The 13,602-nt window shown below is 73.9% G+C and carries 11 protein-coding genes; 9 read left to right on the top strand and 2 right to left on the bottom strand.

Annotated features, from left to right (window positions below):
- Positions 1–7: 7 nt before the first annotated feature.
- Positions 8–892: a hypothetical protein gene (locus DQ239_RS02530; protein WP_147251973.1), complete on the bottom strand. Its 885-nt coding sequence runs from the start codon at positions 890–892 to the stop codon at positions 8–10.
- Between the two features lie 225 nt (positions 893–1,117).
- On the opposite strand from DQ239_RS02530, the gene moeZ reads away from it, so the two are divergent.
- From moeZ to DQ239_RS02485, 9 genes are all read left to right on the top strand, one after another.
- Positions 1,118–2,278: an adenylyltransferase/sulfurtransferase MoeZ gene (moeZ, locus tag DQ239_RS02525; RefSeq protein WP_113833272.1), complete on the top strand. Its 1,161-nt coding sequence runs from the start codon at positions 1,118–1,120 to the stop codon at positions 2,276–2,278.
- A 110-nt stretch (positions 2,279–2,388) separates the two neighbouring features.
- Positions 2,389–2,970: a TIGR03086 family metal-binding protein gene (locus DQ239_RS02520; RefSeq protein ID WP_113832709.1), complete on the top strand. Its 582-nt coding sequence runs from the start codon at positions 2,389–2,391 to the stop codon at positions 2,968–2,970.
- Positions 2,971–3,002: 32 nt separating this feature from the next.
- On the top strand, positions 3,003–3,383 hold the full coding sequence (locus DQ239_RS02515; RefSeq protein ID WP_233488667.1) for an MGMT family protein: 381 nt from the start codon (positions 3,003–3,005) through the stop codon (positions 3,381–3,383).
- A gap of 4 nt (positions 3,384–3,387) precedes the next feature.
- Entirely contained in the window at positions 3,388–4,131 is a 744-nt protein-coding gene (locus tag DQ239_RS02510) for a biosynthetic peptidoglycan transglycosylase (RefSeq protein ID WP_158544774.1), read from the top strand.
- A gap of 22 nt (positions 4,132–4,153) precedes the next feature.
- Positions 4,154–4,651: a GNAT family N-acetyltransferase gene (locus DQ239_RS02505; RefSeq protein WP_113832707.1), complete on the top strand. Its 498-nt coding sequence runs from the start codon at positions 4,154–4,156 to the stop codon at positions 4,649–4,651.
- Between the two features lie 82 nt (positions 4,652–4,733).
- Positions 4,734–4,904: a hypothetical protein gene (locus DQ239_RS20525; RefSeq protein ID WP_199582538.1), complete on the top strand. Its 171-nt coding sequence runs from the start codon at positions 4,734–4,736 to the stop codon at positions 4,902–4,904.
- Between the two features lie 85 nt (positions 4,905–4,989).
- Positions 4,990–8,181, top strand: a complete 3,192-nt coding sequence (locus tag DQ239_RS02495) for an ATP-dependent DNA helicase (RefSeq protein WP_233488666.1) — start codon at positions 4,990–4,992, stop codon at positions 8,179–8,181.
- Positions 8,178–11,495, top strand: coding sequence for an ATP-dependent DNA helicase (locus DQ239_RS02490; protein ID WP_113832705.1), 3,318 nt, complete (start codon positions 8,178–8,180; stop codon positions 11,493–11,495). The genes DQ239_RS02495 and DQ239_RS02490 overlap by 4 nt, the downstream gene beginning before the upstream one ends.
- A gap of 21 nt (positions 11,496–11,516) precedes the next feature.
- Entirely contained in the window at positions 11,517–12,011 is a 495-nt protein-coding gene (locus tag DQ239_RS02485) for a GNAT family N-acetyltransferase (protein ID WP_113832704.1), read from the top strand.
- Between the two features lie 69 nt (positions 12,012–12,080).
- Here DQ239_RS02485 and DQ239_RS20075 read toward each other — a convergent pair whose 3' ends face one another.
- On the bottom strand, positions 12,081–13,187 hold the full coding sequence (locus tag DQ239_RS20075) for a hypothetical protein (protein ID WP_147251971.1): 1,107 nt from the start codon (positions 13,185–13,187) through the stop codon (positions 12,081–12,083).
- Positions 13,188–13,602: the final 415 nt, after the last annotated feature.

Here is a 13,602-nt window from a genome sequence, read left to right as displayed (position 1 = left end):
GCAGGTGTCAAAGCCCGCGCTCGGCGAGCGCCGACGCGACCGCGGCGAGTACTCGGGCCGGGTCGTGCAGATCTGCCGCAGTCAGGTGCACCACCCGCCAGCCCGCCGCCACCAGCGCATTGAGCCGCCGACGGTCCCGGGCCAGCTGTCCTGGGTGACCGTGCCAGGCGCCGTCGTACTCGACCGCCACCCGCTGACCGGGGAAGGCGAGGTCCACCCGGGCGACGAACCGGCCATGCTCGTCGCGCACCACGAACTGCGGCACCGGAGCCAGCCCTGCTGTCCGCAGCAGCACCCGGACCACCGTCTCCGGCGGGGACTCGGCCCGGCCGTCGGCCAATGCCTCGGCGAGGCGCGCACGGCGGGATCCGCGTCCGGTCGGCACTGCTGCGACGGCCTCGGCCAGCCGCCCGGCGTCGACCAGACCGCGGCGAAGCAGGACGTCCAGGGCGATGACGGAGCCGGGGAGCTCCTCGTGCCGGGCGATGTCCACGGCGGTCCGGACCGGTGTCGTGCATGAGTACCGGCGCACGCTGCGGACGTCGGATTCCGGCACCACGGCACGACGTATCCGCAGTCCCGCGACGGGACCGAACCGGTCGGCCTCGGGCACGGTCACCTCTACCGGGGTCGACGCGTCGACCAGCTGGTCCGCGCCCAGGAGGCATGCCGCAGATCGTCCGCTGAAGACCGCGGTCGACGGAGTGATCAACGAGGCGCCGGCGATTGCGATCTCGTGGGTGTCGGGGAGCTCCGCATCGGCGTAGACGCCGCGGAACAGCGGCCGCCAGACACGGGAAGAGAGCTGTCGCTTCGTGAGCAGCCCGGCGGCCACGGCGTCCCGACCGCGGAAGACGCGTCCCCGCAGGATCGGCGGGCGGGATGCAGGCACCCGGGGAGCCTGCCCTCAGCGAGACCAGGCCCGCCTCGACTGTCCACAGGCCGACCGACCGCGGGGAAGGACACGTCGCACCCGTCGGCGTGAGGTGTCGAACCCCGCGGTCGACGGGGCGGCCCGAGGCGGGTGCGTCCCGAGGGAAGGATCCTGGCTGGCACGCTGTTGTCGCACGTGTTCGACGGCCCGTCGCGGCCGCTGTCCACCGAACGAGGAGCGATCGTGTCCCTGCCACCCCTGGTGGAGCCCGCCGCCGACCTGTCCATCGACGAGGTCCGCCGCTACAGCCGCCACCTGATCATCCCCGACGTGGGCATGGACGGGCAGAAGCGGCTGAAGAACGCGAAGGTGCTGGCCGTCGGCGCCGGTGGCCTCGGCTCGCCGGTGCTCATGTACCTGGCCGCGGCCGGTGTGGGCACGCTCGGCATCGTCGAGTTCGACACCGTCGACGAGTCGAACCTGCAGCGCCAGATCATCCACGGGCAGTCCGACGTCGGCCGGTCCAAGGCCCAGAGCGCGCGCGACTCCATCCGGGAGATCAACCCGCTGATCGACGTCCGGCTGCACGAGACGCGCCTGGACAACGACAACGTGCTGGAGATCTTCAGCCAGTACGACCTCATCGTGGACGGCACGGACAACTTCGCCACGCGCTACCTCGTCAACGACGCGTGCGTGCTGCTGAACAAGCCCTACGTGTGGGGCTCCATCTACCGCTTCGACGGTCAGGTGTCGGTCTTCTGGAACGAGCACGGGCCGAACTACCGCGACCTCTACCCCGTCCCGCCGCCGCCCGGCATGGTGCCCAGCTGCGCCGAGGGTGGCGTGCTCGGCGTCCTCTGCGCGACGGTGGGCGCCATCCAGGCCACCGAGGCGGTCAAGCTGATCACCGGCATCGGCGAGACGCTGCTCGGTCGGCTGATGGTCTACGACGCCCTGGAGATGACCTTCCGCGAGATCAAGGTGCGGAAGGACCCCGAGGGCGAGCCGATCACCGGGCTGATCGACTACGAGAACTTCTGCGGTGTGGTCTCGGTCGAGGCGCAGGAGGCGGCGGCCGGCTCGACGATCACGGTCGACGAGCTCAAGGACATGATGGACGCCGGCAAGGAGTTTGACCTGATCGACGTCCGCGAGCCCAACGAGTACGAGATCGTCTCGATCCCGGGCGCGCGGCTGATCCCCAAGGACGAGATCCTCTCCGGCCGGGCGCTGTCGGAGCTGCCGCAGGACAAGCCGATCGTGCTGCACTGCAAGACCGGCGTCCGCTCGGCCGAGGTGCTCGCCGCGGTCAAGGCCGCGGGCTTCAAGGACGCCGTCCACGTGCAGGGCGGCGTGACCTCCTGGGCCACGCGCATCGACAAGACGCTCCCGACCTACTGAACGCAGTCCACCGCGGCCCGGTCACCCCTCGTGGGTGACCGGGCCGTCGTCGTCCCCGACGGGCAGGTCGGGGTCGGCCGCTGTTGACTGGGGACATGTCTACTGGCGGCATGGACCGGTACTCGCCCGTCGAGCTGCTCGAGCTGTTCCAGCGCGCGCAGGCGCTGTTCACCGACCGCGTGGACGCCGTCGACCCCGACCAGTGGGAGGACGAGGCGCTGCCCGGCTGGACGGTCGCGGACCTCGTGGCGCACCTGATCGGTGAGCACCTATGGGCGCCGCCGCTGCTGGCCGGGGAGCCCTACGACCGGATCCAGGTGCCTGACGACACCCCGACGCTGCTCGGGGACGACCCGCTCACCAGCTGGGAGACCGCCGCGGACGGGTCGCTGGCCGCCGTCGCGGAGGACGACGCCCTGTCCCGCACCGTGCACCTGCAGCGCGGGCCCACGCCGGCCACGCAGTACGTCCTCGAGATGACGTCGGACCTCACCGTGCACTCGTGGGACCTCGCCCGGGCGACCGGTGGCGACCGCACGCTGGACGAGGACCTGGTCACCGTGGCGCTGGTGCTCGCCGACCAGCTGCCCGACGACGGCGTCCCCGGATTCTTCGACCCGCCGCTGCCCGTGCCCGCATCGGCGCGCCCGCAGACCCGGCTGCTGGCCCGGTTCGGGCGCAAGGACGACTGAACAGGCCTCGCCCGACGGTCCACCATGGGCACGTGAGCGATGCGCTGGACGTCGACGAGGCCGTCTTCGACGTGGTGGAGCAGATCCCACCGGGGCGGGTCACCAGCTACGGCGCGATCGGCCGGCTGGTCGGCGTGGGTCCGCGCCGGGTCGCCCGGGCGCTGAGCTCCGGCGGGGGAGCGGTGCCCTGGCACCGGGTGCTGCGCGCCGACGGCACGGCCGCCGAGGCGGTGCGGGTGCGGCAGCTGGAGCTGCTGGCCGGCGAGGGCGTGCCGGTGCGCAACGGCCGCGTCGACCTGGCCGCCGTCGGCTGGCCCGACCGCGACACGGCCGTCCTCCCCGGGGATGACGCCCCATCCAGCAAGATCGACCGCCGGGACGACGCCGGACGGGGGTCCCGGACGATCGGATGAGGGGGTGCCCGACCTGACGCAGCAGCGCACCCTCCCCGCCTCGCGACCGGCCCCCGTGCTCCGTCGCGCCCGCCGCGCGTTCGGCGCCCTCGCCGTCGTCGCCACCCTCGGGCTCGGCGCCGGGTGGGTCACCACCCCAGGTGTCGACGACGCCCGCACCCGGGTGGACGCGCGGCTGGCCGCCCACGCCGGGACGGCGCTCGGGGGTGAGATCCCGCCGCGCGTCGCCGCCGCCCTGCTGGCCACCGAGGACAGCCACTTCGCCGACCACGTCGGCATCGACTGGCGGGGAGCGCTGCGGGCGCCGCTCGGGCTGGTCAGCGGCACCGACCGGGGCGGCTCGACCGTGCACCAGCAGCTGGCCCGCGTGGTCTACGAGGACGGCGCCACCGATCCGCTGGCCAAGGCCCGCGCCGTCGTCCTGGCGCTCAAGCTCGACCGCGCCTGGAGCAACGAGGAGCTGTTGCGGATGTACCTCGACGCCGCCTACTTCGGGCACGGCTTCTACGGCCTGGATGCCGCCGCGCGGGGCTACTTCGACGCGGCCCCCGGCGAGCTGGACTGGGCGCAGGCCACGGTGCTCGTCGGTCTCGTGCAGGCGCCCAGCGCGTACGACCCGCTGGTGCACCCCGAGCTCGCCCGGGCCCGGCAGGCGCACGTCCTGGAGCGGCTGGTCGACGTCGGCACCCTCGCGCGCGAGGACGCCGACCGGATCGCCGCGACGTCCTGGGGGCTGGCGCAGGGCTGAGCGGCCCGGGCAAGGTCCAGGGGTGGACCGACGGCGGACGACGCGCGCGCTGGACGAGCAGGACCGGTTGCTGCTCCGCCTCGCCACCTGGTTCAACGTGAACTGGAACGGGCCCCGGTTCTCGATCGCGCAGGTGGACGGCGATCCGCACCTGGCCGCTTACTACCGGACGTCCCCGGAGTTCGGCGCCGTCTCCACCGCCGGCGGCGAGCCGACGGGCGTGGTCTGGGTGACCCGCTTCCCGGCCGACGCCCCCGGGTACGGGTTCGTGCGTGCCGACGTCCCGGAGCTCAGCGTCTGCGTGCTGCTGGGGTACCGCGGCGAGGGTCTGGGCCTGGAGCTGGTCGAGGCGGCGGTGCGCGAGGCGCGAGATCGGGGCCTGCCGGCGCTGAGCCTCAGCGTCGAGGAGGGCAACCCGGCCCGCCGGCTGTACGAGCGCCTCGGGTTCCGGCCGGTGGATGCAGCAGCCGGCACGTTGCTGCTCGAGCTCCGTGATGTCGGGCACCGACCGCCCGCGTGACGGGGGCGTGTCCGGGGAACCCGTGCGCACCATTTCCCGCCCCGGCCTACAGCGCGGCGGCGGACGTGCCGACTACCAGTGCATGAACACCATCGCGTGCCGGGCTGTCGCCCAGGCCGGGCTTGTCGCCGCGACGGCGTCCCTCGACACCGAGGGGGAGTGGCCGTTGCTGCAGGTCGCGGGGTGGCTGACCACCGCGGCGGATCTGATGCTGGAGGCCGGTCACGTCGAGGCGGCCCTCGCGCTGATCTGAGGTCCTGCTCCTTCTCCACCCACCCGTCCCGCCCGTCCGTCCCCGGCGTCCCGGAGTTGTCGGTGGGGCGTGCTTCCATCGAGAGGTGGCACAGGGGGGCGCGGCGCCGGTCTACCGGCTGGTGCAGTCGGAGCGGCCGGAGGTGGCGGCTCCGCGCCTCGACCCCACCCAGCAGGCCGTCGTCGACCACCCGGCCGGGCCGCTCCTGGTCCTCGCCGGTCCCGGCACCGGGAAGACCACGACGATCGTCGAGGCGGTCGCCACCCGGATCGAGGCGGGGCTGGACCCCGAGCAGATCCTCGTCCTGACCTTCAGCCGCAAGGCCGCCGCCGAGCTGCGCACCCGCATCACCAGCCGCGTCGCGCAGACCATCCGCGAGCCGCTGGCGCGCACCCTGCACTCCTACGCCTACGGCGTCCTCCGCCGCGCCGCGCTGCTGCGGGGCGAGGCGCCGCCGCGGCTGCTCACCTCCGCCGAGCAGGACGCCGTCGTCGCCGAGCTGCTCCGGGGGGACGTCGAGGAGGAGGGTGCGGTCCGCTGGCCGGCGGACCTGGCGCCCGCGCTGGGCACGGCCGGCTTCCGCACCGAGCTGCGCGAGCTGCTGCTGCGGGCCACCGAGCGCGGGGTCGCCCCCGAGCAGCTGGCCGCATGGGGCCGGGAGAGCGGCCGGGAGCCCTGGGTGCACGCCGCGGCGTTCCAGGAGCAGTACGAGGCGGTCACCGCCTTCTCCACCCTCGGCCGGGGTGACGCGTCCGGGTACGACCCGGCCGAGCTCGTCCGGCAGGCCATCGCCGAGCTCGACGGCGACGCCGAGCTGCTGCGCCAGGAGCGCGAGCGCGCCCGCTGGCTGTTCGTCGACGAGTACCAGGACACCGACCCGGCGCAGGTCGAGCTGCTCGCCCTGCTGGCCGGGCGGGGCGGCAACGTCGTCGCCGTCGGCGACCCCGACCAGTCCATCTACGCCTTCCGCGGGGCCGAGCCGCGCGGCATGACCGAGTTCCCCGACCGGTTCCGGCACACCGACGGGCGCCCCGCTGCCCGCGTCTCGCTGGGGGTCTCCCGCCGGTCGGGAGCCGAGCTGCTGCGGATCAGCCGGCAGGTGGCCGAGGGGCTGCCCGGTCCGTGGGAGCACCGCCGGCTGACGGCGGGGGAGTCGCCCGATCCGGGTGCGGCCGAGGTGCACGTCTTCGGGTCCGCGGCGATCGAGGCCGCCTACCTCGCCGACCGGCTGCGCCGCGCCCACCTGCTCGACGGCATCCCGTGGTCCCAGATGGCCGTCGTCGTCCGCGCCGCCGCGGCCCTCGGCCCGCTGCGCCGCGCGCTGGCCTCGGCCGGCGTCCCGCTCGCCGTCTCCTCCGACGACGTGGCACTGGCCGGCCAGCCCGCCGTCGCCCCGTTCCTCGGTGCGCTCACCGCGCTGCTCCCGCGGCCGGGCAGCGACCCGGCCGACGGCGTCGCCACCGGTCTGGACGAGACCGCCGCCGAGGCCCTGCTCGCCTCGCCGCTGGGCGGCGCGACCGTGCTGGACCTGCGCCGGCTGCGCCGCGCGGTGCGCGTGGCGCTGGCCCGGCAGGGTGTCGACGCCGCCGAGCGCGGCGCCCCGCTGGCCATGGCGCTGGAGGACGACGCGCTGCTGGAGGCACTGCCCGAGCACGTCGCCCGCCCCGCGCTGCGGGTGGCCGCCGTGCTCGGCGCCGGGCGGCTGGCGCTGGCGCAGGACGGCACCGCCGAGGACGTGCTCTGGGCGATGTGGCAGGCCAGCGGGCTCGCCTCGACGTGGGCCCGCGCCAGCGCCGCAGGCGGGCCGACGGGCGCCGTCGCCGACCGCGACCTGGACGCCGTCGTCGCGCTGTTCGACGCGGCCGCCGGGTTCGTGGACCGGCTGCCCTCGGCCGACGTCCGTGCCTTCGCGGCGCACCTCTCCGCCCAGGAGCTGCCCGGCGACACCGGCGCCGCCCGCGCCGCGTCGGGCGAGACGGTCCGGCTGCTGACCGCGCACGCGTCCAAGGGCCTGGAGTGGGACCTCGTCTGCGTCGCCGGCGTGCAGGAGGGCGTCTGGCCCAACCTGAGCGAGCGGTCCTCGCTGCTGGGCGCCGAGGTGCTGGTGGAGCGGGCCGCCGGTATCGACGGCGCAGTCGTCGACCGGCGCACGCTGGCGCTGGCCGAGGAGCGCCGGCTGTTCTACGTCGCCGTCACCCGGGCCCGCCGGCGGCTCATCGTCAGCGCGGTGCAGGGCGCCCTCGACGGTGCCGACGCCGGGGCCACCGCCTCGCGGTTCCTCGACCTCGTCCAGCCGCCGCCGGAGGAGGGGCGGGCGCTCACCGAGCTGCCCCGCTCCCTGACCCTGCCGGCGCTGGTCGCCGAGCTCCGCCGCGCGGTCACCGACCCCGGCACCCCGTCGGCCCGCCGGTCGGCCGCCGCCTCGGTGCTGCGACGGCTGGCCGACGAGGGCGTTCTCGGCGCCTCGCCGAGATCGTGGTGGGGGCTCGCCCCGCTGTCCGATGACGCCCCACTCGTGCCCGAGGACGACGAGGTGCGGGTGCGCCCCTCGCACATCGAGACCTTCCAGCGCTGCCCGCTGCGCTGGGTGCTGGGCGCCGTCGGGGCCGAGGCCTCGCCCGACTCGACCCGCACGGTGGGCACGGCGGTGCACGCCGTCGCCCAGCAGGTCGCCGAGGGGCTGCCCCCGGCCGAGGCGCCCGCGGCCCTCGACGGCGAGCTCGACCAGCTGGACCTGGGACCGGGCTGGGCCGACCAGCGTCAGCGGCAGGCGGCGCAGGACATGCTCGGCCGCTTCCTCCGCTGGCACGCCGCGAACGACCGCGAGCTGGTCGGCGTGGAGGAGAACTTCGACGTCGTCGTCGGCCGTGCCCGGCTGCGCGGCCAGGTCGACCGGCTCGAGCGCGACGCCGACGGCCGGCTGGTCGTGGTGGACCTGAAGACCGGGAAGACGGTCCCGAAGAACACCGAGGAGCACGGCCAGCTCGCCGCCTACCAGGTGGCGGTCGCCGCCGGCGGCTTCGGCGACCACGGTGCGGTGCCCGGTGGGGCGGCGCTGCTCCAGGTCGGCAGCGGGGCCAAGGCCAAGGAGCAGCACCAGCAGCCGCTGCCGGACGACGTCCCGCTGGCGGCCACCTGGGCGGGCGAGCTGATCACCGACGTCGGCGCGGGCATGGGCGCGGCCACCTTCGAGGTGCGCACCGGCAGCCACTGCTCCCGCTGCCCGGCCCGCCGCAGCTGCCCGATGCACGAGCGCGGCCGGCAGGTGACCGGATGACGCAGCTCTCGTTCGACGACCTGCTGGCCGAGCCCGCGCAGGCACCGGCCGGCCCGCGGCGGCTGCTCACCCCGGCCGAGGTCGCCGCCCGGTGCGGGCTGTCCTACGCGCCGTCCGCCGAGCAGGCCCGCGTAGTCGAGGCGCCTGCCGACCGGCCGCTCGTGGTAGTCGCCGGTGCGGGTTCCGGGAAGACCGAGACGATGGCCGCCCGGGTGTCCTGGCTCGTGGCCAACCAGGTCGTCGCGCCGGAGGAGATCCTCGGGCTGACGTTCACCCGCAAGGCCGCCAGCGAGCTGAACGAGCGGGTCCACCTGCGGTTGGGCGCCCTGGCCCGCCACCCGGACACCGAGCCCGCGCTGCGCGAGCGGCTCTCCGTCGCCCAGCCGACCGTCTCGACCTACCACGGCTACGCCGCCGCGCTGGTCGCCGAGCACGGCCTGCGGATCGGCGTGGAGCCCGGTGCCGGGGTGCTGGGCCCGGCGATGTGCTGGGGGCAGGCGGCCACCGTGGTGACGGCGTGGACCGGCGACATGAGCGACGTCCCGCTCACCCCGCTGACCACCGTCGAGGACGTGCTGGCCCTGGCCGCCGAGATGGGCGAGCACGATGTCAGCCCCGACGCGCTGCGCGCGTGGACGGCGAGGCTCGAGGCGCAGATCGCCGGCTACGCGGACGCGCCGAAGAAGCGCGGGCCCTACGCGGCGGTGAGCGAGATGCTGGCCCGGCAGCGGGCCCGGGTCGCGCTGCTGCCGCTCGTCGAGGCGTTCGAGGCCTGGAAGCGGGCGATGGGCTCCATCGACTACGCCGACCAGGTGGCGCACGCCGCGCGCATCGCCACCGCCGCGCCGGAGGTGGGCCGCCGGGAGCGGGCGCGGTGGAAGGTCGTGCTGCTCGACGAGTACCAGGACACCAGCGTCGGGCAGCTGCGGATGCTCGAGGCGCTGTTCGGCGGGAGCACCGGCCACGCCGTGCTCGCCGTCGGTGACCCGCGGCAGTCGATCTACGGTTGGCGGGGCGCCTCGGCCGGCACCATCGAGCGCTTCGACCGCACCTTCCCCGGCCGCGGTCCCCGGCGTGCGCAGCGGCTCACCCTGGCCACGAGCTGGCGCAACGACGAGAGCGTGCTCGCCGTCGCCAACGCCGTCTCGGCGATGCTGCCGGCGCCCGAGCACCCGCTGCCCGACCTCGCGCCCGCGCCCACGGCCGGCCGCGGTGCCGTCACCGTCGGCCTGTACGACACCATCGCCGACGAGACCGCCGCCCTGGCCGACCGGTTGGCCTCCTGCTGGCGCGGCGAGGACCCGCTCGTCGCGCGGGCGGACGGGAAGCGCCCGACGGTCGCCGTGCTGGCCCGCACCCGCAAGCAGCTGCCCGGCATCGCCGCCGCGCTCCGCGAGCGGGGCCTGCCGGTCGAGGTGGTGGGGCTCGGCGGCCTGCTCGAGGTGCCCGAGGTGTCCGACGTCGTCGCCACGCTGACCGTGCTGGTCGACCCGACCGCGGGCGACGCGCTGGGCCGGCTGCTCACCGGCGCCCGCTGGCGGATCGGCCCCCGCGACCTCGCCGCGCTGGAGGCGCGGGCGCGGGCGCTGGTGCACGCGCGCCGCCCGGCCCGGCCCGCGGAGCAGGGGCAGGTCGAGGCCCCGGTGGAGCGGGGCAGCATCGTCGAGGCGCTGGACGACCTCGGCGACCCCGCCGGCTACTCCTCGGAGGGCCACCGCCGGCTGCGCCGCCTGGGCGCGGAGCTGGCGCACCTGCGCAACCGGCTGGGGGAGTCGCTGCCCGACCTGGTCGACGAGGTCTCCCGCACCCTCGGGCTGGAGACCGAGCTGGCCAGCGCCCCCGAGGCGAGCCCGGCCGGTGCCCGCGCCCACCTCGATGCGCTGCACGGTGTCGCCGCGGAGTTCACGCAGCTGGCCGAGCTGCCGTCGCTGCCGGCGTTCCTGGGCTACCTGCGGGACGCCGAGGAGCGCGAGCGCGGCCTCGAGCCGGGCGAGGTGGCGGTCAACCCGGAGGCGGTGCAGCTGCTCACCGGGCACTCCGCGAAGGGCCTGGAGTGGGACGTCGTCGCGGTGCCCGGGATGACCGTCGACCAGTTCCCCGCGCGCAGCAACGCCAGCGACTCGTGGATCAAGGACCCGGGCGCCGTGCCGGCCGAGCTGCGGCTCACCGACCGTGCCGAGCTGCCCGCGCTGAAGCTCCCGGTGCCCGGTTCGGGCGACCAGGCCGCGGTGCGCGACGCCCTCGAGCAGTACGTGCAGGACTGGAAGGACTTCGGGCAGGACGAGGAGATCCGCCTCGGCTACGTCGCGGTGACCCGGGCCCGGCACCTGCTGCTGTGCTCGGGCAGCTGGTGGCGCGACGGCGTCAAGCCGTGCGGGCCGTCGGTGCTGCTGCACACCGCCCGGCAGGCGTGCGAGGACGGCGCTGGCGAGGTCGTGCACTGGGCGCCCGCTCCGGCCGACGACGCGACGAACCCCGCGCTCGAGGAGTGGCCGATCGGGACGTGGCCGGCCGACCCCCTCTCCGCCCGCCGCCGCCGCTCGCTCACCGCCGCTGCCGAGCTGGTGGAGTCCGCCGCCCCGCACCCGCTGGACCGCGAGCTGTCCCTCGGCGAGGACGACCCGCTGATCGCCTCCTGGGTCCGCGACGCCGACCTGCTGCTGCGCGAGCGCGCCCGGCACTCCGCGCCGACGGTCGACGTCCCGCTGCCCTCGCACCTGTCGGTCTCCGCGCTGGTGACGCTGCGCCGCGACCCGGCCGAGCTGGCCCGCCGGCTGCGCCGCCCGATGCCTGCCGCGCCGGCGCCCCAGGCACGCCGGGGCACCGCCTTCCACACCTGGCTGGAGGAGCGGTTCGGAGCCGCGCGGCTGGTCGACCTCGACGAACTGCCCGGCTCCGGCGACGAGGGGGCCGCCCCCGACGCCCACCTGGAGACGCTGCAGGCCGCGTTCCTCGCCAGCGAGTGGGCCGACCGCCAGCCGCTCGAGGTCGAGGTGCCCTTCGAGACGCCGCTGGGCCCGCTGACGCTGCGTGGGCGCATCGACGCGGTCTTCGTGCGGGAGGACGGCGGCTTCGAGGTCATCGACTGGAAGACCGGCCCGCTGCCGACGGGGAGCGAGCTCGCCGCGGCGGGCGTGCAGCTGGCCGCCTACCGGCTGGGCTGGTCGCGGCTGACCGGCGTCCCGGTGGAGCAGGTCAGCGCAGGCTTCCACCACGTCGCCGACGGGCTCACCGTCCGCCCCGTCGACCTGCTGGACGAGCAGGCCCTCCTCGACCTGGTCACCGGCGCCGGCGCTGACCTGGAAAGCGGTTGACCGCGCCGGGACAGTGAGGCCGTGCCGACGTCGATCCGACCGCTCGCCGAGTCCGACATCGCCCCTGTCGTCGAGCTCTCGCTGCGCGCGTGGGCACCGGTGTTCGAGTCGTTCCGCACCGTCATGGGGGAGGCCGTCTTCCGGCACCTCTACCCCGACTGGGCCGCGATGCAGGCGTCCGCGGTCGAGGGCGTCATCCGGGACGAGGCGACCCGCACCTGGGTCGCGGACGACGCGGGTCGGCCGGTCGGATTCGTCGCCGTCGTGCACCACGACGAGAGCCACGGCGAGCCGAACAGCAGCGAGATCGAGATGATTGCCGTCGACCCGGACTCTCAGCGGCGAGGTGTCGCCGACGCGCTGATCGCCCACGCCGTCGAGCAGGCGCGCGCCCACGGTTCCGTGCTGGCGGTCATCGGCACGGGCGGCGACCCCGGCCACGCCCCTGCCCGGGCCGCCTACGAGAAGGCCGGCTTCCGGCCGTTCCCGCAGGTTCGCTACTACCGGATGCTGTAATCGGCTAGCTGGAGGCGATGCGCTTCACGACCGCGTCCCCTCTACGTATGGGCGCAGAGACGTGCACTTTTACAGCGTCCTGCCGACGCGAGCAGCGAGCCTAACGGCTGCGGATGGATGTTGTTCGCAGTTCTCCAAGAGGGTTAGCGGCCATGACGCGCCAGCGCTCGCCCGCTGACGAAGGCGAGCGGCGACCGTGAGCGCAACCAACGCGCCTTCTCCCAGAATTGCGACTTCCAGCGCAGCCATCACGGTGTCGCTAGGTTGGTCGTCGGAGACAAGGCCGATGAGACCCTCCGCCGCCTGGCGCCTAACCTTTGGGTCGGCGTCTCCCAACAGTGGAATAAAGATCAGTGGATCCTTCGAGTGCAAACCGTTGCGCAAGGAGCCGGTCATGTCAATTCGGGATTGCGACGGCCGAGCGAAAGCGTTGGCAAGCGCGCGTGCCGACTGCTGTTCACTCAGGCCGCCACTCTGTATGGCGAGAGCAGTCAAAGTTGCACCGACGGGCTGCTGGAACTTCGCGTGTTGGATCTGCGGTTGGCTTGCTAAGGACTCCGCATGGTCACGTAGCCAATCCTTGACCATTGGCGGTAGCTCGGTGTAGTAGCGCGACAGAAAGTCCGCGACCCCACGCTTGTCCTCGCCGGAAACGAGAGGCTCCTCGAGAAGAGTGAATATGGGATCCCAGTTGGCTTCCCTCGGCCAGTAAAAGTTGAGGACGGCCAAGATGCTGCCACTGTCGCGCCCGCCAAATCCCCAGCTGAGCTTGCGGGCGTCCCTCACGCTCTCCTCTAGCTGTAGCGCATGACGTTGGATTGCAGAACGGGCGGTAGCCGGAGATAGTTTCGTGACATCTCCGAGGGCGTCCATCGCTTCTGCGTCACCTTGTTCTGCCCTGGCAAGAAGTTCTTCGGTTGCAGATTGCGTGCCCGATAACTCCAGCAGCGCCGCCGACAGGAGGCGCCCGCTTTGGCGGCGGCTGGTGTCGATCAAGTTGGTTGCGATGTCTGAAGCAACCTCTTGGTCGAACGGCACTAGCCGCGCCGCGAGTCGTGCGAAACGCTGCTCGTCGAGTCCGTTGCCCACGTCGGGGAGGTTCGACAGGTGATGCAGGATGCGGGCGCGGTCGTTCGGGTCTCCCGCCCTCACGAGACCGGTCAGCGCATCAATCACTGCGGAAGTCACTAAGAATGTAGGGCGAACGCGCTGTCTGAATTCGTCGGGATTCTTCAGGATGTGCAGGCACGCGTCAATGGCTTGGCCGGCCAAGTCAGGCGATATGCAGTCACCTGCGTGCTCCCAGATGCTTAGATCAATACGCGCGAGACTGTGAGTCCAGCGGGGTGGAGTTATGGCGTCCGCGAGTCGGGTCTGCGCCTCGAGCGGACCGTGGGTCCAAGTGTGTCGCACGGTTAACTTCAGAGCGTCCACGTCGCCACCGCGTCGAAGGTGCATCATTCCGGCTCTTCGTACCTGCGGTGGGTGTGAGGGACTCGCGCGTGGGAGCTGAGGCCGGGAACGGGTCGAGGCCTTCCAAGATCGGAAGCGACCAAGCTGCCCGACCGGAAGGCCTCGACGGTGTCCGAGC

Origin of the sequence: Blastococcus sp. TF02-09 (assembly GCF_003319105.1) — a bacterium.
Classification (GTDB): domain Bacteria; phylum Actinomycetota; class Actinomycetes; order Mycobacteriales; family Geodermatophilaceae; genus Blastococcus.
This window is presented reverse-complemented; position numbering and strand designations above follow the sequence as displayed.

Bases quoted from the DNA above. Each gene is read 5' to 3' on its own strand.
- DQ239_RS02520 (WP_113832709.1), top strand. From the start codon at position 2,389: ATGGACCGGTACTCGCCCGTCGAGCTGCTCGAGCTGTTCCAGCGCGCG.
- DQ239_RS20525 (WP_199582538.1), top strand. From the start codon at position 4,734: ATGAACACCATCGCGTGCCGGGCTGTCGCCCAGGCCGGGCTTGTCGCC.
- DQ239_RS02490 (WP_113832705.1), top strand. From the start codon at position 8,178: ATGACGCAGCTCTCGTTCGACGACCTGCTGGCCGAGCCCGCGCAGGCA.